The 23,225-nt window shown below is 71.5% G+C and carries 21 protein-coding genes, 2 pseudogenes and 1 riboswitch; of the genes and pseudogenes, 18 read left to right on the top strand and 5 right to left on the bottom strand.

Going from position 1 to position 23,225, the window contains the following annotated elements; genetic code table 11:
- The first annotated feature begins 44 nt into the window (after nt 1-44).
- The 10 genes from AB5J55_RS05140 (at nt 45) to AB5J55_RS05095 (ending at nt 10,702) form a co-directional block, all read left to right on the top strand.
- Nucleotides 45-776, top strand: coding sequence for a hypothetical protein (locus AB5J55_RS05140; RefSeq protein ID WP_369269504.1), 732 nt, complete (start codon nt 45-47; stop codon nt 774-776).
- 232 nt (nt 777-1,008) lie between these two features.
- Nucleotides 1,009-1,692 (top strand): sigma-70 family RNA polymerase sigma factor, encoded by a 684-nt coding sequence (locus AB5J55_RS05135; protein ID WP_369276098.1) that lies wholly within the window; start codon nt 1,009-1,011, stop codon nt 1,690-1,692.
- A 112-nt stretch (nt 1,693-1,804) separates the two neighbouring features.
- Nucleotides 1,805-2,869 carry an ABC transporter substrate-binding protein gene (locus AB5J55_RS05130; protein ID WP_369269503.1) on the top strand — a complete coding sequence of 355 codons (1,065 nt, stop codon included), beginning with the start codon at nt 1,805-1,807 and terminating at the stop codon, nt 2,867-2,869.
- 2 nt (nt 2,870-2,871) lie between these two features.
- Nucleotides 2,872-3,939 carry a FecCD family ABC transporter permease gene (locus tag AB5J55_RS05125; protein WP_369269502.1) on the top strand — a complete coding sequence of 356 codons (1,068 nt, stop codon included), beginning with the start codon at nt 2,872-2,874 and terminating at the stop codon, nt 3,937-3,939.
- Complete coding sequence (locus AB5J55_RS05120) at nt 3,936-4,796, top strand: ABC transporter ATP-binding protein (RefSeq protein ID WP_369269501.1); 861 nt, start codon at nt 3,936-3,938, stop codon at nt 4,794-4,796. Before AB5J55_RS05125 ends, AB5J55_RS05120 begins: the two co-directional genes overlap by 4 nt.
- Before the next feature lie 29 nt (nt 4,797-4,825).
- The gene (locus AB5J55_RS05115; protein WP_369269500.1) at nt 4,826-5,050 is read left to right on the top strand and encodes a hypothetical protein; all 225 of its coding nucleotides are present in this window, start codon (nt 4,826-4,828) and stop codon (nt 5,048-5,050) included.
- Nucleotides 5,051-5,162: 112 nt separating this feature from the next.
- On the top strand, nt 5,163-6,521 hold the full coding sequence (locus AB5J55_RS05110; protein ID WP_369269499.1) for an MFS transporter: 1,359 nt from the start codon (nt 5,163-5,165) through the stop codon (nt 6,519-6,521).
- Nucleotides 6,522-6,534: 13 nt separating this feature from the next.
- Nucleotides 6,535-8,361 carry an asparagine synthase (glutamine-hydrolyzing) gene (gene asnB / locus AB5J55_RS05105; RefSeq protein WP_369269498.1) on the top strand — a complete coding sequence of 609 codons (1,827 nt, stop codon included), beginning with the start codon at nt 6,535-6,537 and terminating at the stop codon, nt 8,359-8,361.
- Between the two features lie 12 nt (nt 8,362-8,373).
- Complete coding sequence (locus AB5J55_RS05100; RefSeq protein ID WP_369269497.1) at nt 8,374-9,636, top strand: cytochrome P450; 1,263 nt, start codon at nt 8,374-8,376, stop codon at nt 9,634-9,636.
- A 94-nt stretch (nt 9,637-9,730) separates the two neighbouring features.
- Entirely contained in the window at nt 9,731-10,702 is a 972-nt protein-coding gene (locus AB5J55_RS05095; RefSeq protein ID WP_369276097.1) for an L-tyrosine/L-tryptophan isonitrile synthase family protein, read from the top strand.
- Here AB5J55_RS05095 and AB5J55_RS05090 read toward each other — a convergent pair.
- Genes AB5J55_RS05090 through AB5J55_RS05080 form a run of 3 tightly spaced genes read right to left on the bottom strand, consistent with a single transcriptional unit; the run spans nt 10,672 to nt 13,517 of the window.
- Entirely contained in the window at nt 10,672-11,670 is a 999-nt protein-coding gene (locus tag AB5J55_RS05090) for an ABC transporter substrate-binding protein (RefSeq protein WP_369269496.1), read from the bottom strand. The genes AB5J55_RS05095 and AB5J55_RS05090 overlap by 31 nt on opposite strands.
- Nucleotides 11,671-11,676: 6 nt before the next feature.
- Nucleotides 11,677-12,462: an ABC transporter ATP-binding protein gene (locus tag AB5J55_RS05085; RefSeq protein ID WP_369269495.1), complete on the bottom strand. Its 786-nt coding sequence runs from the start codon at nt 12,460-12,462 to the stop codon at nt 11,677-11,679.
- A 2-nt stretch (nt 12,463-12,464) separates the two neighbouring features.
- Complete coding sequence (locus AB5J55_RS05080) at nt 12,465-13,517, bottom strand: FecCD family ABC transporter permease (RefSeq protein WP_369276096.1); 1,053 nt, start codon at nt 13,515-13,517, stop codon at nt 12,465-12,467.
- Nucleotides 13,518-13,671: 154 nt separating this feature from the next.
- Nucleotides 13,672-13,755, bottom strand: a riboswitch (cobalamin riboswitch).
- A 126-nt stretch (nt 13,756-13,881) separates the two neighbouring features.
- Here AB5J55_RS05080 and AB5J55_RS05075 point away from each other — a divergent pair.
- From AB5J55_RS05075 to tgmB, 8 genes are all read left to right on the top strand, one after another.
- On the top strand, nt 13,882-14,607 hold the full coding sequence (locus AB5J55_RS05075; protein WP_369269494.1) for an ankyrin repeat domain-containing protein: 726 nt from the start codon (nt 13,882-13,884) through the stop codon (nt 14,605-14,607).
- Nucleotides 14,608-14,815: 208 nt separating this feature from the next.
- Nucleotides 14,816-16,213 (top strand): FAD-binding oxidoreductase, encoded by a 1,398-nt coding sequence (locus AB5J55_RS05070; protein ID WP_369269493.1) that lies wholly within the window; start codon nt 14,816-14,818, stop codon nt 16,211-16,213.
- A 114-nt stretch (nt 16,214-16,327) separates the two neighbouring features.
- Nucleotides 16,328-17,788, top strand: a complete 1,461-nt coding sequence (locus AB5J55_RS05065; protein WP_369269492.1) for a cytochrome P450 — start codon at nt 16,328-16,330, stop codon at nt 17,786-17,788.
- A gap of 198 nt (nt 17,789-17,986) precedes the next feature.
- The gene (locus AB5J55_RS05060) at nt 17,987-19,465 is read left to right on the top strand and encodes an MFS transporter (RefSeq protein ID WP_369276095.1); all 1,479 of its coding nucleotides are present in this window, start codon (nt 17,987-17,989) and stop codon (nt 19,463-19,465) included.
- 53 nt (nt 19,466-19,518) lie between these two features.
- Nucleotides 19,519-20,712 (top strand): esterase-like activity of phytase family protein, encoded by a 1,194-nt coding sequence (locus tag AB5J55_RS05055; RefSeq protein ID WP_369269491.1) that lies wholly within the window; start codon nt 19,519-19,521, stop codon nt 20,710-20,712.
- A gap of 121 nt (nt 20,713-20,833) precedes the next feature.
- Nucleotides 20,834-21,262, top strand: a complete 429-nt coding sequence (locus AB5J55_RS05050; RefSeq protein WP_369269490.1) for a hypothetical protein — start codon at nt 20,834-20,836, stop codon at nt 21,260-21,262.
- A gap of 134 nt (nt 21,263-21,396) precedes the next feature.
- On the top strand, nt 21,397-21,588 hold the full coding sequence (tgmA, locus tag AB5J55_RS05045; RefSeq protein ID WP_369269489.1) for a putative ATP-grasp-modified RiPP: 192 nt from the start codon (nt 21,397-21,399) through the stop codon (nt 21,586-21,588).
- Between the two features lie 13 nt (nt 21,589-21,601).
- A complete protein-coding gene (gene tgmB, locus AB5J55_RS05040; protein WP_369269488.1) occupies nt 21,602-22,558 on the top strand; it encodes an ATP-grasp ribosomal peptide maturase in 957 nt (318 codons plus the stop codon).
- A gap of 70 nt (nt 22,559-22,628) precedes the next feature.
- Here tgmB and AB5J55_RS05035 read toward each other — a convergent pair.
- Together AB5J55_RS05035 and AB5J55_RS05030 are read right to left on the bottom strand one after the other, a co-directional pair.
- Nucleotides 22,629-22,748, bottom strand: a pseudogene (locus AB5J55_RS05035) (sugar phosphate isomerase/epimerase); the annotation flags it as partial.
- Nucleotides 22,749-22,760: 12 nt separating this feature from the next.
- Nucleotides 22,761-23,222, bottom strand: a pseudogene (locus tag AB5J55_RS05030) (Gfo/Idh/MocA family oxidoreductase); the annotation flags it as partial.
- Between the last annotated feature and the right edge of the window lie 3 nt (nt 23,223-23,225).

Here is a 23,225-nt window from a genome sequence, read left to right as displayed (position 1 = left end):
CCACCCGTGACGAGTGGGCCCCGGATGCGAGGATGAGGGCCGTCATGACTGCTGGGTGGTGTGTGCGCGCGATTCGGGCCGCGGTGTTCGCGTCCGTCTGTGTGCTGCTCGCTGCCCTCGGCCACGTGCTCATGTCGGGCGCCGCAGTTCCGTGGTGGACCCTGGCCGCCGGTGCCGCCGTCACGGGCGGCGCGGGCTGGTGCCTGGCGGGCCGGGAGCGGGGACTCCCGCTGGTCGTGTCCGTCGTGGTCGTCGCCCAGGGCGGGCTGCACGCGGCCTTCGAGTTCGCGCAGTCCTCCGCCGGCGTCGGGCAAGGCATGGGCGCCATGGGTGCCATGGCCGGCTCCACGTCCGCGCACATCGGCTCCATGGACCACATGTCGATGGATTCCATGGGCTCCATGTCCGCAGACCACATGGCCACCGCCCATATGGGCAGCGGCCACATGGGCATGAGCCACATGGACCCGGGCCCCATGGGGATGGGCCACGACATGGCCGGCACCTCCTCGCTCGGCATGTTCGCCGCCCACACCCTCGCCGCGCTGCTGTGCGGCCTGTGGCTGGGGCACGGGGAGCGTGCCGCGTTCCGCATCCTGCGGGCCGTCGCCGGATGGCTGGCCGCCCCGCTGCGGCTGTCGTTCGCTCTGCCTCTGCCGCCGCACCGTCCGCGTCTGCGTCCGCGGCGCGGTCGTTCCGAGCGGGTGCCGCGGCTGCTTCCGCTCGTCCACACGATCACCTCTCGGGGGCCTCCGGCGGGGACAGCTGTCGTCTGAGACAGCCGGTTCCCCGAGGCCGTACGGACACGGACGTCGACGCGCTCGACGCCGACCGTGCCTCGGGCCTCGGCCGTACCTGCGTACGGCCGTGTCCCCTGCATCCCCGGACTCCTCCGGCGGCGACGCCGCAGCGCTCGCCGTCGTCGTGTCGGCCGCCGTGCCGGAGTCCGGAATACCGAGAAGGACTCAGGTGATCACTCCTGCCCTGCCCTCCTCACGCGCCACCCGCGTGAGCCAGACGAAGGCAGCAAAAGGCTCCAGAACGGCCTCCTGCGACGAGTCGACGACCGCATGGGCGCTGGCCGCCCGAAGCGGTGACCCGGATGCCACCGACCGTTTCGTGCGCTCGCTGCACCGTGACGTCGTGCGGTACGTGGCGCATCTGTCCGCCGATCCGCAGGCCGCCGACGACCTGGCCCAGGACACGTTCCTGCGCGCGCTCGGCAGTCTGCACCGGTTCGAGGGCCGTTCCTCGGCGCGCGCATGGCTGCTGTCCATCGCGCGTCGCGCGGTCATCGACAGCCACCGGTACGCCGCCGCCCGGCCGCGGCTGTTCGACACCGACGACTGGACGCTGGTGGCGGAACGCGCCCAGCCGACCGGCCTGCCGGGCTTCGACGACGGCATCGCGCTGCTCGACCTGCTGGACAGCCTGCCCGACGAGCGCCGCGAGGCGTTCGTCCTGACCCAGATGATGGGCCTGCCCTACGCGGAGGCGGCCGAGGTGAGCGACTGCCCCGTCGGGACGGTCCGCTCGCGCGTGGCCCGCGCCCGGGCAGCTCTCGTGGAGCAGTTGACCGAGGCCGAGGCCGGGGACCGGGCCGAGGTCGAACTCGGGATCAAGGTCCAGGTCGACGTCCAGCTTGCGGCCGACGCCGTGGCACTTGCCGAACCGGCCGTCGTGGCCGCGTGACCGGCTGCCCGGTGTCGGTTCCCCCTGCCGGGAACTGACACCGGGTTCGCCCCGACTACTGGAACGGGCGGCGGAGTTCCGCCCGTGCATCTAGTGGATCTGGGGAGTTTCGATGCGTTCTCGTGTGGGGCGGGCTACGACGGCCGCGGTGGTCGGCGGCCTACTGGCGGCGGGCTGTGGCGGCGGGAGCGGCGACACGGCGAGCCCCGCCGCCGGGAAGGACGACTCCGCGGGTTACCCGGTCACCGTCTCCGACTGCGCGGGCGCCGAGACCACCTTCAACTCGGCCCCGGAGAACATCGTCACCAGCAACGCCTCCAGCCTGGAACTGCTGCTGCGGCTGGGCGCCGGGGACAAGGTGATCGGCACCGGCTTCCCGCCCGGCAAGGGCACGTTGCCCGGCGAGCTGGACGCTCAGGCGCAGCAGGTGAAAGTGCTGAGCGACACCGTCATTCCCAAGGAGGAACTCCTCGGCTCCGGCGCCGACCTGTACATCGACACCTTCGCCTCGATGAAGATGGGCGCAGGCATGGGGGACGCGCCGACCGAGGAGGAGTTCGGGGCGGCCGGCATCAAGCACACCTTCCTGAAGTCCACGGCGTGCGCCGCCATGAGCAAGAGCCCGGTCACCGACCTGTCCGCCGTCGAGGACGACATCACCTCCCTCGGCGCGGTCACCGGGACCGGCGCGAAGGCCGAGGAACTCGTCGACGGGATGAAGCAGAAGGTGGACGCCGTCCGCAAGGCGGTGGGCGGCACGCCCGAGGGCGAGCGGCCGACCTACTTCTTCTTCGACTACGACGCCGGCACCAAGCAGCCCATGGCCGTCTGCAACCGTCAGATCGCCAACGCGGTGATCACCCTCGCCGGGGCTCGCAACGTCTTCGCCGACTGCGACGGCGACTACAAGCAGGTCGGCTGGGAGGACGTGATCGCCAAGAACCCGGACTGGATCCAGCTCGGCGTGCGCAACCGGGGGAGCGAGGCGGCGAACCGGAAGGCCTTCGACGAGGCACGCAAGTGGCTGGAGTCGAACCCTGCCACCAAGGGCCTGGACGCCGTCAAGGAGAGGCACTTCCTGCGCATCGGCTCCGAGCAGACCACCATCGCCGGGGTCGAGAACGCCGACACCGTCGAGGAGATCGCGAAGACCCTGTATCCGGGCAAGGTCGGCTGACCGTGACGTCCTTGCTGTCGCGGCGCGAGACGGCTGCGCAGGCCCGAACGGTGCCCGTCGGGCCGCTGGCGTCGGTGCTCTGCGTCGTGCTCCTGGCCGCGCTGACGGCCGCCGTGGCCTGGGGCTCGACGTCCGTCCCGCCCGCAGAGGTGTGGAGCGTGGTGTGGCGCCGGCTGTCCGGCGAGGCGCCGCGTCCGGGCACGAACGACCTGATCGTCTGGCAACTCCGCGTACCGCGAGCCCTGTTGGCGGCCCTCGTCGGCGCCGGGCTCGGTCTCCTCGGTACGGCGGTGCAGGCGCTGGTGCGCAACCCGCTGGCCGATCCGTACCTCCTGGGCATCTCCAACGGTGCCTCCCTCGGTGCGGTCGCCGCGATCGTGCTAGGGCTCGGGGCCGGTGGCGCGCTGGGACTCGGGCTGTCCGGGGCGGCCTTCGCGGGAGCCCTGGCCACCTTCGCGCTGGTGTGGGCCGTGGCCCGCAGGGGCGGTGGGTTCGCGCCGCTGCGGCTGGTGCTGGCCGGGGTGGCGATCGGACAGTTCCTGTCCGGGTTCACCAGTTACCTCGTGCTCCAGGCCGGCGACGAGCAGCAGACCCACAGCGTGCTGTTCTGGCTCATGGGCAGCCTCAGCGGAGCGAACTGGGATCTGCTCGCCGTACCGGCGGTCGCGGTGCCGGCCGGGTGGCTGTGCCTCCAGGCGCGCGCCCGGGGCCTGAACGCCCTCCTGATGGGCGACGAGACCGCGGCCGGGCTCGGCATCGACGTCACCCGGCTGCGGCGCGAACTGTTCACGGTGACCAGCGTGCTCACCGGCGTCCTGGTGGCCGTCTCGGGCGCGATCGCCTTCGTCGCGCTGATGGTGCCGCACGTCTGCCGCCTGGTCGTCGGCGGGGACCACCGCCGCCTGCTGCCCGTCTCGGCACTGTTCGGGGCGCTGCTCCTGGTCGTGGTCGACATCGTGTGCCGTACGGCCATGGAGACACAGGAGCTGCCGGTCGGTGTCGTCACCTCGCTGATCGGTGCTCCGGCACTGCTGTATCTGCTGGACCGGCGCCTGGGGAGCGGCAGTTGAGGATCGACATCGAGGACCTGCACGTCGCGTACGCCGGCCGTACGGTCGTCGCCGGTGCCCAGCTCATCGCGGCGGAGGGCGAGATCACCGGCCTCGTCGGACCGAACGGCAGCGGCAAGTCCACGCTCCTGCGCACCGTCTACCGGCACCTGAAGCCGATCGCGGGCCGGGTCTTGCTGTCCGGCACCGACCTGCGCCGGCTGACCCCCGCCGAGACGGCCCGCCATGTCGCGGCTCTCCCGCAGGAGCGGGGCGGCGACTTCGAGCTGACCGTACGCGAGGTCGTCGCCATGGGCCGTACGCCCTACAAGCGGGCCTTCGCCGGGGAGGACACCACCGACCGGGACGTCGTCGCCCGCGCACTCGCGGACGTCGGCATGGAGCACCGCGCCGGGCGTCGGTTCACCGAACTGTCCGGCGGGGAACGCCAACGCGTCCTGCTGGCCCGGGCGTTCGCCCAGCAGCCGGACGTACTGGTCCTGGACGAGCCCACCAACCACCTCGACATCCGCCACCAGGTGGAACTGCTCGCCCTGCTGCGGGCCGGGCGCCGTACGACCCTGGTCTCGCTGCACGACCTCAACGCCGCCGCCTCCGTCTGCGACCGGCTGCACGTGCTGCACGACGGCCAGGTGGTCGCGTCCGGACCGCCCCGCGAGGTGCTGCAACCCGCCCTGCTGGCCGAGGTGTTCGGCGTACGGGCGACCGTCGTGGACCACCCGCTGACCGGCGATCCGCTGATCGCCTTCGACCACCGGGCTCCCGCGGACGCGTCGGACGGGCACAGCAACAGGGATGTCCCCGTGTCGGCCCCGAGCGGCGTCTTGGGGGCTGGTCCCGGGCGGTCACACCGGTGAGCGCCCACGATCGCGAAAGGTCACGAACTATGAGCGACATCGAAGGCATTGCCGGCCTGGACCCGGTGGCCACCTTCTGCGGCAACTGCGACTGCGGCTGCCCGCAACTCTTCGTCGACCCCGCCGCTCCGGCCGAGCGCCGGGTGATCCTCACGGACGACTTCGGGCAGCGGGTGCAGATGAGCGCGGACCAGTTCTCGTCGCTGGTCGCGGAGGCCAAGTCCGGCAACCTGGACGGCCTCGCCACGATCTGATTCCGCATTTCATCATATTTCAGGCCATGCTTGGGAACTCGGCGCCGGGCGCTCCCGACCTCTGGAACGAGGCTGCTGACCGCAGTCGACCGTGAGGGGGAGGGGCGCGAGAGTGAAGGACCGCTGGGTTCTCGTGGCCGTGGCGGGCGCGCTGTCGTTCGTGGCGATGCTCGACATGAACATCGTCAACGTGGCGCTGGCCGACATCGCCGAGGGCCTGCACGTCTCGGCCGCCACGGCGCAGTGGGCGGCGCTGGGCTACCAACTCCCGGTCGTCGCCCTGCTGTTGCCCGTCGGCCGGTGGCTGGACGGCGCGGGCACGCGGCCCGCCCTGCTGGGGGCCACCGTCGGGTTCGCGCTGTGCAGCGCCCTGGCCGCGCTGTCTCCCTGGGCGGCCTGGCTGATCGCGGCACGGATCGGCCAGGGCGCCTGCGGGGCGGTGCTGTTCGTGCTGATGCCGGTACTGGCGATCCGTGCCGTACGGCCCGAGGCGCGCGCCCGTGCCATGAGTGTGCCCGCGACCCTCGGCCCGCTCGGCGCCGTGACCGGCCCTGCCGTGGGCGGGCTCCTGCTGGACCACCTGGGCTGGCGCTGGGTGTTCCTGGTGAAGATCCCGTTCTGTCTGCTGGCGTTGATCGTGGCCTGGAAAGCGATGCCCGCGGACGGGGCACTGCGCGTACCCGATCGGCGGGCACTGGCCGACTCCCTCGCGGTGGCCGGTGGGTTGGCCGCGCTGCTGCTCGCCCTGACACTGGGTTCCGAGAAGCCGACGTGGTTTCTGCTCGCGGCTGCAGCGGTACCGCCGCTGTGGTGGTGGCTGCGCGGGCCGGGCGGCCGTCCGGTGACGGGTGTCCTGCGGGCGGCGGGGCTGTTCCGGGCGCACGGCGCCGTGCTGACGCTGGCAGCCGGGTTCGCCGCCATGCACTACGTCGTCGCCCTGCACCTCCAGCGGGACGACGGTGTCAGCGCCACCGCCACCGGGCTGACCGTGCTCGCCTTCCCGCTCGGCATGGCGCTGGCCGGGCCCCTGGGCGGACGGCTCGCCGACCGGTACGGCCCGCGACGGGTCGCGGTCACCGGCGCCTCCCTCACCGCGGCCGGGCTCCTCCTGCTGGTCCCGCTCGGCGACGGCTGGTCCCCGCCCGAAGTGGCCTGGCGGCTCGCGCTGGCCGGCGTCGGCATGGGCCTCAACGGCGGTCCGACCCAGGCTCTGGTCATGGGCGCCGCCCCGGCGGAGCGCACTGCGACCGTCGGCTCGACGGTGCAGGTCGCCCGCAGCCTCGGCTTCACCCTGGGCCCCGCCCTGGCCACCGCCGCCTGGGCCCTCGCCGGCCCCGGCCCTGGCGACGGGACGCGGGCCGGGCTGGCCCTCGCCGCCGTGTCCGCCTGTCTCGCCGTACCGCTGCTCGCCCTCCCCGGCCGACGGAAAGCCGCCGTGCCCGAGCGCGCCACCGACACCGTCTCGACCTGATCCAGGAGTCCCCATGTGCGGAATCACCGGCTGGGTGTCCTTTCACCAGGACGCCCGCAGCCAGGCCCCGGTCATCGAGGCCATGACCGCCGAGCTCACCCGGCGCGGCCCCGACGCCGGGGGCGTATGGCTGGGCGAGCGCGCCGCGATCGGCCACCGCCGTCTGGCGGTCATCGACCTCGAAGGCGGCGTGCAGCCGATGACCGACCGGCCGAACGAGCCGACGACCGTGCTGAGTTACAGCGGCGAGATCTACAACCACCACGAACTGCGAGCCGAACTCCGGGGCCGCGGACACGTGTTCCGCACTCGCAGCGACACCGAGGTCGTGCTGCGCGCCCACGCCGAGTGGGGCGAGTCCATGGCCGACCACCTGGACGGCATGTTCGCGTTCGCCGTCTGGGACGAGCGCGCCGAGCGGCTGCTCCTCGTCCGGGACCGGCTCGGCGTGAAACCGCTGTTCTGGGCGGCCGTCGACGGGGGCCTGGCCTTCGCCTCCGAGCCCAAGGCGCTCTTCCGGCACCCCGAGCTAGGGCCCCGGGTGGACGCGGACGGGCTGCGGGAGGCGTACAGCCTGCTGTTCAACACCGGGCCGACGGTGTGGTCAGGGGTACGGGAGGTCGAGCCGGGCGGGCTGCTCGTCCTGGACCGGGACGGCATCCGTGAACGCCGCTACTGGCAGCTGGAGGCCGGTGCCCACGAGGACGACCAGGACGTCACCGTGGACCGGATCAGCACCCTCGTCGGAGCGGCCGCCCGCAGCCGGCTGGAGGCCGACGTCCCGCTGTGCAGCCTGCTCTCCGGCGGCATCGACTCCACCGTGCTGACCGCGCTGCTCGCCGGCGAACTCCGCCTGCGTGAGGGACCCGACGCCCGCATCCGCTCCTACGCCGTCGACTACAGCGACCAGGCCGAGCAGTTCACCGGCGACGTCCTGCGCACCGGCCACGACACGCCGTACGCCACCGAGGCCGGCGCGTTCATCGGTACCGACCACAGCACGGTCGTACTCGACCCGCGTGCGCTGCTCGACCCCGAGCACCGCAAGGCCGTGGTCGTCGCCCGCGACTCGCCGATCGGCGTCGGCGACATGGACACCTCGCTGTACCTGCTGTTCGGGGAGATACGGCGGCACTCCACCGTCGCCCTGTCCGGCGAGGCCGCCGACGAGGTCTTCGGCGGCTACCCCTGGTTCCACAACCCCAAGGCACTCGCCGCCGCCACCTTCCCGTGGCTGCTGGTCACCGGCGACGAGGCCGCCATGCCGCTCAACCCCGAACTCGGCCTGCACATCGGCGAGTTCCGCGACGACACCTACCGCGACGCCCTGGCCGCCGTCCCGCACCTCGACGGCGAAACGCCCACCGAGCACCGGCAACGCGAGATGCAGCACCTGTCCCTGACCCGCTGGCTGCGCCAACTCCTGCACCGCAAGGACCGGTTGAGCATGGCCCAGGGGCTGGAGGTCCGCGTCCCCTACTGCGACCACCGGCTCGTCCAGTACGCCTTCGACGCGCCCTGGGCGCTGAAGAGCTTCGACAGCCGGGAGAAGAGCCTGCTGCGCGCCGCCGGAGCGGGGCTGGCTCCCGACTCGGTGCTGCGGCGTCCCAAGAACCACTACCCGGCCACGCACCACCCCGACTACAACCGCGGACTGCAGGACCTGGCCCGCGACGCCCTGTCCGTGGAACAGGTCCGCGCGCTCGCCGACGAGACCCGCATCAAGCCCTGTCTCGACACCCCGCCCGAGCACCTGGAGTGGGGCCATCGCCTCCGTCTCGAACGCGTCGTCGACCTCGCCCTGTGGCTGGACCACCACCAGCCCGAACTCGCCCTCTGAGGAGCCTCATCCATGACCATCCAGGAGCCGCTCGCGGCCGTGGACACGCAGCCGCTCGCCGATCCGGTCCCGCTGACGGGGTGCCCGTACAAGGCCAACCCCTATCCGTTGTACGAGCGGATGCGCGAGGCCGGGCCGGTCCACCGGGTCCTCTTCCCCAGTGGCGTACGGGCCTGGCTCGTCACCGGATACGACGCCGCGCACGCCGCGCTGAACGACGACCGGCTCGGCAAGAACCACGACCGGGGCAACGACCGCTGGCGGGCCCGCGCCTCGATCATGCCCGACCCGCAGCACTCGCAGCTCCAGGTCCACCTCCTCCACCAGGATCCGCCCAAGCACACGCACATGCGCAGCTTCGTCACGGACGCCTTCACGCCGCGCCGGATCGAGCAACTCCGGCCCCGTCTGCAGGAGGTGGCGGATGCACTCGTCGACGCGCTCCCGGAGGCCGGCTCCACCGATCTCGTGGCCGGCTTCGCCGCTCACTTCCCCTTCCGGGTCCTCGCCGAAGTCATCGGCCTGCCGGCGGAGCTGGCCGCGCGCTTCGACCGCGACTGGGGCAAGGTCGTCCAGCCGGTGGGACCCACGGACCCGGGGCGGCCGCTGTACGAAGCCCGGCTGCACGGGCTGCAGAGCTACATCGCCGAGGTCGTCACCCACAAGCGGGAACACGCCGACGACGACCTGCTCGGCCGCCTCGTCGTAGCCCGTGACCAGGGAGAACTGTCCCAGGAAGAGCTGGACTCGATGATCTTCCAGCTGCTCGTCGCCGGCCAGGAACCGGTGACGAACCAGATCACGACGGCCCTGATCGCCCTGTTCCGCCACCCCGACCAGCTCGCCCGGCTGCGCGACGACCCCGCCCTCATGCCTCGCGCGGTCGAGGAACTCCTGCGCCACGACAGCGCCTTCGAGCTGACCACCTGGCGTTTCTTCGACCAGCACAGCGAGCTGCACGGCACCGAGATCCCGGCCGGCGACTCCGTGATCGTCTCCCTGTGCGCGGCCAACCGCGATCCGCGCCGCTTCGACGCCCCCGACGCACTCGACCTGGACCGCTCGCCCAACCCCCACCTCGCCTTCGGACACGGCATCCACTTCTGCCCCGGCGCCGCCCTCGCCCGCGCCGAACTCCAGATCGCCCTCGGCACCCTGCTGCGACGCCTGCCCGGCCTGCACCTCGCCGTCGGCGACGAGGACATCGAGTGGATCCCGGCCGTCCTGGGCCGCGGCACCAACCGCCTGCCCGTCGGCTACGACCGACGGCTGTGAAGTCGATCTCCGGCTGAGCCGAGCCCACCCACCGACAGCGCCTCACTCGCCAAGGCGCGACGCCGCCATGCCCGCACGCCCCCGGAGGAACGACATGCCGCTGATGACCGCTCCGGACACAGCGCCCACGACCATCGGCGCCGAGATCCTGAACCTGCTCCTGCCGCACCACCGCACGACCGACCCGAACCGCGCCTCGGCCGAGGCCTTCCCGCACCAACTGCACCGCATCACCGACTTCGTGCGGGAGGGCGCCCCCATCGTCTTCACCCTGCCCGGCTTCCCGTGCAAGTCGCCCAACCCCGCCAAGACCCTGGGCCACCTCCCGGACATGGGCGAGCGCCTCTCCCTCACCTTCCTCGACTCGCTGTGCCGCGAGATCGAGAAGATCCACCCGCCCGGCGCCCGCGTCGTCATCTGCTCCGACGGCCACGTCTTCGGCGACCTGATCCGGGTGCCCGATGACCGGATCGACGCGTACTCCGACGAACTGAGCTTGCTCATCGGCCAGTTGAACCTGACACGCCTGTGCGTCTTCGACCTGCGCGACGTCCTCGGCGACCTCCCCCACGACGCCAAACGCGCCCACGTCCACGACCGCTACGCGCCCAGCCTGGACGCCCTGCGCGCCGAGGTCCGTGCCGACACCCCCGCCCTCGCGCTCTACCGCGGCATCACCCGTTTCCTCGTCGACGACACCGCCGACTTCACCGGCAGCCGGTCCGCTCTCCAGCGGGAGTGCCGACGGCGGGCGTACGGCGTCATCCAGCGCAGCCGGGCCTGGGGCGAGCTGATCGCCGAGCACCACGCGCGCGCCGTACGCCTGTCGATCCACCCCCAGCCGGTCGGCGCCCCCAAGTTCGGCATCCGCCTCCTCGACGCCCCGGACGCCTGGACCACCCCCTGGCACTCCGCCGCGCTGCGCGAGCACGACGGCACCTGGTCCCTGATGCCGCGGGCCCGCGCCCAGCGGCTCGGCCGCCTGGTCCACCGCGACGGCAGACCGAGCCACTTCGAACGGTCACGGGACGAGGGTCAGCGCTCCTCGGCCACCTTGCGCAAATAGGTGCCGAGCCTCTCGACGGCCGACGGGTTGCGGGGGCTCTCGACCAGGTCGACGTAGTCGAGGACGAAGATCCTCTCGTGCTTGACGGCGGAGACGTTGCGCAGGGGCGGGTAGGACAACAGGAACTTCCTCTTCTGCTCGGCGCTGACGTCTCCGTAGTCGCAGATCACGATGACGTCCGGGTCGCGCTCCACGACGCTCTCCCAGCCCACGGTGGTCCAGGAGTCCTGCAGGTCGCGCATGACGTTGACGCCGCCGGCCTCGCTGATGATCTGCTCCGGGGCGGCGTAGCGGCCGGAGGTGAACGGCTGGTCCTGCCCGCTGTCGTACAGGAACACCTTCGGCCGGTCGGCAGGCTCGGGTGCCTTCGCCCGCACGTCGGCGATCTGCTTCTTGAAGTCGGCGATCAGCGTGGCGGCCCGCTTCTCGACGCCGAACAGCTTTCCGAGGTTGGTCAGGTCGGCGTACAGGGCGTCCAGGGGCGGCATGATGCCGCGTGCGGTCTCCGTACGGCCGTTGTGGCAGGACTCCGTCAGGACGTACGACGGGATGCCGAGCTTCTTCAGGGCGTCGGGGGTGAAGCCGCCGTCCTCACGGAAGCCGTAGTTCCAGCCGGCGAAGACGAGGTCGGCGCGGGCGTCGACGACGTTCTCCTTGGTGAGCTGGTCCTTGGAGAGCCACTTGACCTTGTCGTAGCCGTCCTTCCACGGCACGGAGCTGAGGTCGCCCTTGTCGTCGGGCATGGCGAACCCGGCCATGCGGTCCTCCAGGCCGAGGGCGAACATCAGCTCGGTGATGCCGACGTCGTTGGTGACGACGCGCTCGGGGACCTTGTCGAAGGTGACCTTGCGGCCGCAGTTGGTGAGGGTGACGGCGGTGGACTTCGCGTCCGTGGACGACTCGACGTTCGCACCGCAACCGGTGGCGGCGGCCGCGAGGCAGAGGGCCGCGGCGAGCAACTTGCGCATGGGGTCCTAACTGGGATTCACAGGGTCACTTGACGGCTGGAGGAGATCGAAAAGAAGCTGGAGCGCGCCCGTTTCCGGGTGCCGCACCTGATGGGCGCGCACCCCGAACACGTCCGCGAGCAGGGCAGGTCGGAGCACGTCGTGCGGAGGCCCGCAGGCCACGATCCGGCCGCCGTCGATGACGTACAGGACGTCGCAGTGCGCGGCGGCCAGGTTGAGGTCGTGGAGCGCGGCGAGGACGGTGAGGCCACTGCCGCGCACCAGCGCGAGCACGTCCAACTGGTGGGCGATGTCCAGGTGGTTGGTGGGTTCGTCGAGGACCAGGACCCGCGGCTGCTGGGCGAGTGCGCGGGCGATCAGCACGCGCTGCTTCTCACCACCGGACAGGGTGAGGAACCCCCGGTCCGCGAGATGCGTCACGCCCGTGCGGGTCATGGCCTCGTCGCACAGGGCGCGGTCCCGCGCGGCTGTGCGGTTCCGGTGCGGCAGGCGTCCCATCGCGACCACTTCGGCGACGGTGAAGTCGAACTCGGCGGACGACTCCTGCGGCAGGGCCGCCAGTTCCCGGGCGGTGGCCCGCGGATCCATGGCGTGCAGGTCGGCCCCGTCGAGGCGGACGACTCCCCGGGCCGGCCGCAACGCCCGGTACACGCAGCGCAGCAGTGTCGACTTGCCGCTGCCATTGGGGCCGACGAGCCCGACGAACGCACCGCTGTCCGCGGCGATTTGGACGTCCTCGACGAGCCGGACACCGGCGGCCTCCACCGTCACGTCCTCGATGTCGAGCCTCATCTTCACCGGCCTCCGAACGCGTAGCCGCCCCGCCGCATCAGCAGCAGGAAGGCGGGGACTCCGACCACCGCGGTGATCACGCCGACGGGCAGTTCGGCGGGGGCGAGCAGCAGCCGTGACAGCAGGTCCGCCCACACCAGCAGCACGGCTCCGGCGAGCGGCGCCACGGCCAGCACCCGCCGGTGATCGGCGCCGACCAGCATCCGTACGACATGCGGCACCATCAGACCGACGAACCCGACGGCGCCGCTGACCGCGACCACCGTGCCGGTCACGGCCGCGGTGACGAGGAACAACTCCCTGCGCAGCCGGGCCGGTCGGACGCCGAGCGCGGCTGACGTCTCGTCCCCCATCGCCAGGGCGTTGAGCGCCTCGGCCCGCAGGCGCAGCCACGCCCACCCGGCCGCCACGGTCACCGCGGCCAGCGGCACCTGGGCCCAGGTCGCGCCGCCGAGGCTCCCCAGCAGCCACATCATCGCCGAGCGGGCCGCCTCGCCCCGGGCCGCGCCGAACACCATGACGGTGGTGACGGCTTCGAAGCCGTACGCCAGTGCCGTCCCGGTCAGGATCAGCCGCAGCGGGGTGAGCCCGTGCGGCGACCGGGCCACGGCGTACACCAGCGCCATCGCCGCGAGCGCCGACGCGAAGGCGGACAGGGACAGCGCCCAGACCCCGAGCCCCGCGAACGCGCCGAGCAGGATCACGGCGTTGGCGCCCACCGCGGCGCCGGAGGAGATGCCCAGCACGAACGGGTCGGCGAGCGCGTTGCGCACCATCGCCTGAACCGCCACGCCGACGGCCGCGAGCCCGGCCCCGACGACCGCGCCGAGCACGACGCGCGGCAGCCGGATCTCCCAGACGATCGTGTACGCGGCGACGTCCTGGGAGTCGATGGTCCCGCCGGTCAGCCCGGCCCCGAGCAGCCGCAGGACCTCGCCCCACCCGATCCCGGCGGCTCCGAGCCCCACGCCGCACAGGAGTGAGACGAGCAGGAGCAGGACCAGGCCGGGGACGAGGGACACCACGGACAGTCGTGACGGGCCGGATCTCGGTATCGGCGTCCGGGGCGGACTTCGGTGCACGGGCGGGCGGTCCTTCGCCTGGGGCCGCCTGTGAACGTCGAGCAGGGAGGCAGCCCGTACGACCGTGCCGGCCGCGCGGTCCCCTCTCGCAGTCCGCGGCGAGCAGTCAACGGGTCGCACCCACCGCGGGCAATCGGGCTCACGCGACGGACCGCACAGGTCCCCACGCACACCGTTGCGGGTCAGCGCCGGACTCTCACCGGACTTCCCCCGCGGGAGGCCCGGGGAGCGTAACAGAGGGGTGTCCGGGGGCCGCGGGGCAGGGCCGCCGTGCGGTGCCGCCGGAGGTGGTGTCAGTGGGCCGTGTTATGCAGGTGGGGACCTGGGAGGTGATCCGATGTTGATCGATACGACCGCTCCGCTGGCCCGTGCCTGCGTCGAAGCGATCCGGACCGGCAACGTGGCTGCGTTGCGGGACCTGCTCACCGCGCATCCGGGACTGGCGACGGCGCGGGTGGGCAACATGAAGAGCACGCGGACCCTGCTGCACGTCGCCACCGACTGGCCCGGCCATGTGCCGGGCGGTCCCGGCACGGTGACCGTGCTGGTCGACGCGGGCGCGGACGTCAACGCCCGGTTCCCCGGCGCGCACCGCGAGACCCCGCTGCACTGGGCGGCCGGCAGCGACGACGTGCCCGTCCTCGACACCCTCCTCGACCTGGGCGCCGACATGGAGGCGGACGGCGGGGTCATCGGCGACGGCACGCCGCTGGCGGACGCGGTGGCCTTCGGGCAGTGGCAGAGCGCACGGCGGCTGGTGGCACGCGGCGCCCGCGCCAATCTGTGGCAGGCCGCCGCCCTCGGCGAAGCCGACCGGGTAGCCGCGTGCTTCACGTCCGAGTCCGAGCCGCCGGCCGCGCAGGACGTCACCGCCGCCTTGTGGTGCGCCTGTCATGGCGGGCAGCAGGGGATGGCCGACTACCTGCTGCGACGCGGCGGTGACGTCAACTGGATCGGCTACGACCGGCTGACCGCGCTGGACGCCGCCGAGCGCTCGGGCCACCCCACGCTGGTCGGGTGGCTGCGCGATCAAGGGGCGAGGTCCGCCGAGGAGTTGGTCTGACACCGGGCGGACGAGGAAACCTACGCCTGCCGCCGACGTGCGGCCGTCCATGGCTGGGTGAAGACTGAGATGTGGCGGGGCCGGGTGCGCCCTGCCGACTCGACACGAGGCGCGAACGGACCCGCGCACCACGCCCCCGCTGCCCGCCCGGACGTCAAGCGCCGTCATCCGTCCGCGGCTCACCGTAGCCACACAGAGGGGTCCGGTCATGGGCGGCATCAACGGAACGGCACTCGAAAGTCTGCGTGAGGCAGTGCGGGGGCCCGTCATCACGGAGCAGGACCCGGGCTACGACGCGGCCCGCAGTATCTACAACGCCATGATCGACCGGCGCCCCGCGGCGTTCGCGCAGTGTGTGGACGCGGCGGACGTGCGGGCCGTGCTCTCCTTCGCCAGGGAGACCGGAGTCGAGCTCGCGGTGAAGGGCGGCGGCCACAGCGGACCTGGTCTGTGCCTGGTCGACGACGCGCTCGTCCTCGACCTGTCGACCATGCGCGGGGTGCGCGTCGACCCCGCCGCGATGACCGCACAGGTCGCCGGCGGCGCGCAGCTGGGCGACCTGGACCACGCCGCCCACACCTTCGGTCTGGGCGTGCCGGCCGGCATCATCTCGATGACGGGCGTGGGCGGCCTCACCCTCGGCGGCGGGCACGGCTACCTCACCCGCAAGTACGGCCTGACCATCGACAGCCTCCAGTCCGCCGACGTCGTCCTCGCCGACGGAACGTTCGTGACCGCCTCCGAGGAGGAGCACCCGGACCTGTTCTGGGCGCTGCGGGGCGGCGGCGGGAACTTCGGCGTCGTCACGTCCTTCAATTTCCGGCTGCACCCGGTGGACACGGTCGGCGTCGCGGTGACGGTGTGGCCGGTCGACCGCACACCCGAAGTGCTGCGCTGGTACCGCGAGTTCCTGCCCGCGGCGCCGCAGGACCTGTACGGCTTCTTCACCGTCTTCGTCATCCCGCCCGGACCACCGTTCCCCGAGCCGATCCACGGGCAGAAGATGTGCGGCATCGTCTGGTGCTACACGGGTGACCTGCAGGGCGACCGCCTGGAGCAGACGCTGACCGCGGTCAACGAACCGGCGCCGCCCGCCTTCCACTTCACCACGCCCATGCCCTACCCCGGCCTGCAGGGCATGTTCGACGAGCTGATCCCCAAGGGCTACCAGTGGTACTGGCGCGGCGACTTCTTCGACTCGATCTCCGACGCGGCGATCGAGGTGCACCACAAGTACGGCGAGAACATCCCGACCGCGCTGTCGCTGATGCACCTTTACCCCGTGGACGCGGCGGCCCACCAGGTCGGCCCCGACGACACGGCCTGGGCCTACCGGGACGCCGTCTGGTCCGGAGTGATCGCCGGGGTCGACCCGGACCCCGCCAACGCCGACCTGATCCGGCAGTGGAGCGTCGACTACTGGACCGACCTGCACCCGCACTCCATGGGCGGCTCCTACGTCAACTTCATCGGCGAGGCCGAGAGCACGGACCGCGTCCGGGCCACCTACCGAGGCCACTTCGACCGCCTTGCGGCGACCAAGCACACCTACGACCCGGACAACTTCTTCCGCGCCAACCAGAACATCCCGCCGACGGACGGCTGACGTCCGCCGCCCCCGTCGTGCACTCGCGAGGGACCGCTGGGGTAGGGTCCCGAGCGTTGTCGGCTACTGGCTGGTAGTACGTCGGTGCGGGGAGTGTCGGAGGGCGGCGGGACGATGGAATCCCAGGTGGGCGAGAGCGGATCCGTGGACGTCGACGGCACTCGCCTGGAGGAGATGACGCCCGAACCGCTGCTGACCCGCGACTACGAGACACGCCCCTCGCTCGTGTACGAGCGCCTGCGGCAGCAACACGGGCCCGTCGCACCGGTCGACCTGCTCGGAGTGCCCGCCTGGCTGGTCCTCGGCTACCGCGAGGCGCTCCAGGTGCTCCAGGACGACGACGGCTGGCCGAAGGGGCTGGAGAACTGGCGGGCCCGCACCGACGGCGAAGTGCCCGCCGACTGGCCGCTCGGGCCGTCCCTGGAGGTCAACCACGTACTGATCCAGGGCGGCCCCGGACACCAGACGCTGCGCACGGCGTGGGACGCCGCGCTCAAGCCCTTCCAGGACCCCGGCAACCCGCAGGCCAAACGGCTGAAGGCGGCCGTCACCGCGTACGCCGACGACCTGATCACCTTGGTCGGGCAGGGCGGCGGCACGGGCGTGGCCGACCTGTCCGCGCAGTTCTCCCGGCCGCTGCCGCTGATGGTGGCAAGCCATCTGCTCGGCTTCCCCGGTTCCCAGGGCGACGACGCCCTCATGGACATGTGGCGGGTCCTCGACGCGGGCCCGGACGCGGAGCCCGCCCTGGAGCGGCTGCTCGCCACGCTCGCCGAACTGGGGGCCGCGAAGCTCAAGGAGCCGGGGGACGACTTCCCCTCCTATCTGCTGGCCGCGCATCCAGGACTGTCGCTCGACGAGCTGGCCCGTGAGCTGTTCATGCTGCTCGGCATGACCTCCGACCACGTCGGCATCCTCATGTCCAACACGGTGGTCGAGGTCATCTCCACGGACGGTGACGGCGGCGTGCGCGCCAGCCTGTCCGCCGGGATGATCAGGGAGACCATGAACCGGGTGGTCATGCGCAAGCCGCCGCTGGTGAACTTCGTGCCGCGCTTCGCCGCCGAGGACACCGCCCTCGGCAACTACACGATCCGCGCGGGCGACCCGCTGTGGGTCTCCTCCGCCGCCGCGCACGCCGACCCGCTCTTCGCCGACCATGTGGCGCAGGGAAGCACGATCAGCACCCGGGCGCACCTGTCCTGGGGCGCGGGCCGCCGCCAGTGCCCCGCCCGCGAGCTCGCGTCGACGGTCGCCGCGGTCGGCGTGGGCCGGCTGTTCGAGCGGTTCTCCCATCTGGACCTCGCCCTGCCGGCCGACCAACTGCCGTGGCGCTCCTCGCCGTTCATGCGGGGACTGCGCTCGCTGCCCGTACGGTACGAACTCGCTTCGCCGCCCGAGCGGCCCTCGGGGCCGGAGCGAGGGCCGGCACAGCTGACGGCATCGGGCACGGGGCCGGGCACAGCGCCTGACACGGCACCGGAATCGGCCGACGCGGTGCTGCCGGACCGGTCGGCACGGCAGCGCTCGTCGCTGTGGCGCTATCTGACCGGCCTGATCCGCGGCGCTCGCTGACCTGAGCATGCCGCGGTGGCTCGGCCCGGCCCCGTGATCGACTGGAGGCCCGTCCGGCAGCGGCGTACCGTCGAATGGTGGCGGGAACCAGCCACCGAACCCCCGTCACGGCGCGATGCCATGAGCAATCCCGAGCCGACACCCGAAGCACGGACCACCCCGCAGGAGACGGAGCGGAGCGAGGGCCGTGGCAGTGGTATGGCGCTGCTGGTCATCGCCTCGTGCCAGCTGATGGTGGTGCTCGACATCACCATCGTGAACATCGCCCTGCCGGAGATCCAGCGCTCGCTCGACTTCTCCACGACGAGCCTGTCCTGGGTGGTCAACGCGTACACGCTCACCTTCGGCGGACTGCTCCTGCTCGGCGGCAGGATGGGCGACATCCTCGGCAGACGGCGGGTGTTCGTCTTCGGCGTGCTGCTCTTCGTCCTCGCCTCGCTGCTCGGCGGACTGTCCCAGAACTCCTGGCAACTCCTCGCCGCCCGTGCCCTGCAGGGTGTCGGCGGCGCCATCGCGTCCCCGACCTCCCTCGCCCTGATCAGCACCACCTTCCGTGAAGGGCCCGAACGCAACAGGGCGTTCGGTGTCTTCGCCGCGGTCTCGGCGGGCGGCGGCGCGATCGGGCTGCTGGCCGGCGGCATGCTGGTCGAGTGGCTCAACTGGCGCTGGGTGCTGTTCGTCAACGTGCCCATCGGGCTGCTGATCGTGCTCGCCACCCCGCGCTGGATCCGGGAGTCCGAGCGCCACCCAGGGCACTTCGACATCGCCGGCGCGCTGACCTCCACCATTGGCATGGTGCTGCTGGTGTACGGGTTCATCCGGGCCGCGCAGGACGGCTGGCGGGACGCGTTCACCCTGGCCGCGTTCGGGGCGGCCGTCGTCTTCCTGCTGTTGTTCGTCCTGGTCGAGCAGCGCTCCAGACAGCCCATCACCCCGCTGCACATGTTCGCCGACCGCAACCGGGCGGGCACGTACGGCATGATGCTGAGCCTGGCCGCCGCGATCTTCGGCATGTTCTTCTTCCTCACGCTCTTCGTTCAGGACGTGCTGAACTTCAGCCCGCTCGAGGCCGGCCTGGCCTTCCTGCCGGTGAGCGCGGTCATCGCGGTGGGCGCGGGGATCGCCTCGCAGCTCCTGCCGAAGTACGGTCCCAAGCCGTTCATGGTGACGGGCGCGATCCTGGCCGCCGCGGGCCTGGGCTGGCTGACCCTGACGGATGTCCACTCCACCTATGCGGGCAGCATTCTCGGCCCGATGCTCGTCTTCAGCCTCGGCATGGGCATGGAGTTCGTGTCCCTGACCCTGATGGCGCTGTCCAACGTGACCACCCAGGAGACGGGCGCCGCCTCCGGACTTCTCAACGCCACCCAGCAGGTCGGCGGCTCCCTCGGACTGTCGATCCTGGTCACGACGTTCGGTACGGCCAGCAACAACGAGGCCGAAAAACAGATCCCCGCGTTCCTGTCCCAGGCGACCCCGCTGGAGCGGCTGCGCTTCGAACGCACCGGTCAGCTGCCGTCGCAGTACGCCGACGAGATCCTGACCTCGGGGATCTCGGCCGCCTTCATCGTGGCCGCGATCTTCACGGGCATCGCCGCGGTGATCGCCCTGCTCGTCATCCAGGTCCGCCCCGCCGACCTGGAGCGGCTCCAGGGCGGCGGGATGCCGACGCCCTGAACCGACGTCTGTCGTTGGCGCATCCGTCACCCGGTGCTCTTACTGTGCGCGCCATGAGAAGAACTTCGATCATGATCAGTGCCGCGGTGCTGACCGTCTCCCTCGCATCTCCCGCCGTGGCCGACCGGGGCGGACAGGACTTCGGCCGGGCCACGCTGACCGGCTTCGCGTCACTGCCGGCCGAGACGTTCGTGCCGGGCAGCGAGCCGTCCGGCTCGGCGATCGGGGCCGGCCCCTTCAACGGGATCTCGGCGCCGTTCGCGCACCAGCCGGTGCAGGGCTTCAGCGGTGTCGTGAACCGGCGTGACGGCACCTTCGACGTGCTCTCGGACAACGGGTACGGCAACAAGGCCAACAGCGCCGACTTCCTGCTCCGTGTCCACCGCATCAAGCCGGACACGCGGACCGGCAAGGTCAAGGTGCTCGGCGGGTTCAACCTGAGCGACCCCGACGGCCGTGTGCCGTTCGCGCTCACGCGGGCGGACCGGGCGCTCACCGGCGCCGACTTCGACGTCGAGTCGATCCAGCGGATGCCGGACGGGACGTACTGGATGGGCGACGAGTTCGGCCCCTGGCTGCTGCACTTCTCCGCGAAGGGCCGCCTCCTGGAGGCACCCATCGCGCTCGACGGGGTGAAGGCGCCGGAGAACCCGTACCTGAACGGCGCCCAGCCGAACATAGCGAGCAGCAAGGGCTTCGAAGGTCTGGTGCGCTCGGTGGACGGCCGCCGCCTCTACCCGCTCCTCGAAGGCACGGTGACCGGCGACACCCCCGGCGACCTGCGCTTCAGCGAGTTCGACCTGCGCAAGCGCGCCTACACCGGGAAGGGGTTCGTCTACCGCCTGGAGTCGACCGCGAACGCCATCGGCGACGCCATCGCCGTAGACCGGCACCGCTTCCTGGTCATCGAGCGCGACGGGGGACAGGGCGACACCGCTCAGTTCAAGCGCATCTACCTGGCCGACACCCGTGACCGCAACGGCGACGGCCTGATGGACAAGACCCTCGTCGCCGACCTGCTGGACATCGCCAACCCCAAGGGGCTCGGCGGCTTCGGGAAGACCTTCCGCTTCCCGTTCCAGACGATCGAGGACGTGAACCTCGTCGACGACCGCACGCTGGCAGTCCTCAACGACAACAACTTCCCCTTCTCGTCGGGCCGTACGGCGGGCAAGGCGGACGACAACGAGTTCATCACCGTCCGCCTCTCGGCCCCGCTCCACGCGGACGGGCGCGCGTTCCGCTGAAGGCAGGCGCAGGAGCGAGTGCCCGGTCAGATGTGAGGCCGCCGGCTGGTCGAGCGGGTGACCGGGCCGGCGCGGGCGCTCGACCAGGGCGTGCCGGAGCCGCCGGTCCTATGATCGGCCCGTGGACACAGCCGATCGCGACGCCCAGCGTCTGCCCATCGCCCAGTGGAGTGCCGCGGAGCGGCTCAGGAAACTGGGGTACGGACTGTTCCTGGAGCACCAACCGCACGTCACCTGGCGGGAGTTCGCCAAGTACGGCGCCATTCCGGGGACGCAGGTCCTGGCTGTGACTCTCACTCTCGAGGACGGCCGCGAGATGGTGTGCAGCCTGGTGGTGGGGATGTCTCCGGAGGCGTTCTCCGTCGAGTCGGACATCGGCGTCGACGATCCGGACGCCGAGAACGGCTACCGCTACCTGCTGGAGATCCCGGAGTCCCTCGCCCACTCGCTCGACGAGTTCATCCCGCTGCTCGACCACCAGCTGGATCAACTCGTCGAGGCGGCACCGCGGTTGCTGCGCGAACTGCGAGCGGGTACGCCGAAGGCCTGACGGGTCCAGAGGCCTTTGGGTTTCCTGTGAAGGGTGTGACTACGTTCACGCCGATGTGGCGGAAAGTGATGAATTCCTTACGCAACCGGCGCGTAAGTGACGGTAATTCAAACAACACGCCACGGAGGTTTAAAGTGCAACCGTTCACCCTCAAGTACGCCTTTCCGAAGGGGATTTCCCTCGCGGTCACGCCGTATCAGTTCGACCCGGCCCGGCAGCTGAACGTGCTGCCCGACGGACGCCCAGCCGTCAGTGACCCGGACCTCCTGCTCGCGGTCGGCACGACGACGTCGACCGCGGGCTCTGCGACCCACTTCGACGACTGACGACCGTGCGCGCATGACCGTACTGATCCTGACGTCCGAGGAGGACGTGACCGCCGACATGGTGGTGGCCGAGCTGCACGCTACGGGGACGCCCGTGATGCGACTGGACCCCGCCGACCTGCCGGGCAAGGCCGTGCTGTCCGCCGACTACGCGCACGGCGACTTCGACGGCCACCTGTCCGTCAACGGACATGTGCTCAGCATGGGGGGCCTGCGCTCGATTTGGGTGCGCAGGCCCGGCGAACCGGCCGCACACGCCGCCCATCGCTCGGAATGGCTGACCGCCGAGACCCGGCAGGCGCTGTACGGGATGCTCCACTCCGCCGCCGCACGGTGGATGAACCATCCGCGCAACGCCGACCAGGCCCGCCTGAAACCCTGGCAGTTGAGGGTCGCCCACCTCAGTGGCTTCGCCGTGCCGCCGACGGTCTTCACCACTTCCCCCCGGCTGGCACGGGAGTTCGCCGAGGAGTACCGGGACGTGGTGGTGAAGTCCGCCTCGGGACCGCCGCCCGGCAACCCCGGGCTGACCCTGCCCACCACCCTCGTCGGCCCCGACGCGGACTTCTCCGCCGTCGCGGCCGGCCCCGCGCTTCTCCAGCGGTACGTCTCCAAGCGGGCCGACATCCGGCTGACCGCCGTCGGCAGCCGGATGTTCGCCGCGCGCAAGACCGCCGAACCCGGCCAGGTCGACGGACGTTACGGCGACACCGGGCACGCCTGGGAGCCGGTCCCGGTCCCCGACCGCATCGGCAAGGCGGTGCACGAGTACGTCACCCTCGCCGGACTGGCGTACGCCGCCTTCGACTTCGCCGAGGACGAGGACGGCATCTGGTGGTTCCTGGAGTGCAACCAGAGCGGCCAGTTCGGCTTCGTCGAGCTGGAGACCGGGCAGCCGATCGCGGAGGAGGTGGCCCTGTGGCTGGCCCAGCGCAGGCCGGACCGCCGGGCGACCGAAGGCCGCGGGTGAGTCGGGTGCCGACCGTCGAGGGGGCGGTCGGCGCCACGGCGCGGGCGTGCCCCGCGAAGCTCGCCCACTCCTACTTCCCCAGCTCCTTGCGGATGCGGTCCAGCATGAATGCCGACGACTCCTCGGCCCGCTCCTCCCACGCGAAGACACAGGCCGTCGCCACGCCGTCGAAGTTCAGCTCGCGCAGCGTGCAGGGCCCGTCGCCGGTGGCGATCCCCGCGATCCAGTCGCGGAACTCGGTGTCGAAGGCCTCCCGGTAGCGGCCCGTCCGTCAGCACCCCCGTGCCGTGCTGTCCGGCGGTGCGCAGACCGACCGCGGCGGGGTCGGGCAGCCGGACGAGGCCCTCCTCGCCGACGGTCTCGCACTGGATGTCGTATCCGTACTGGCAGTTGACGAAGACCTCCAGGTCGATGCGGACCCCCTTGGCGGTCTCGAACAGCATGATCTGCGGGTCCCTGAGGTGCGCGAAGCGCTTGCTCGTGGCGCGCGGTGCGACGACCTGGGTGGAGACGATCTCGTCGTCGAGCAGTCGGCGCAGCACGTCGACCTCGTGGACGGCCGTGTCGAGGGCGGCCATGGGGGGGTGTACGACTGAGGGACGGTCGGGTTGCGGTGGGCGCAGTGCACGATCAGCGGTTCGCCGATCCGGCCGGGGTCGATGACCTA

The organism is Streptomyces sp. R11, from assembly GCF_041051905.1.
Lineage (GTDB): Bacteria > Actinomycetota > Actinomycetes > Streptomycetales > Streptomycetaceae > Streptomyces.
This window is presented reverse-complemented; position numbering and strand designations above follow the sequence as displayed.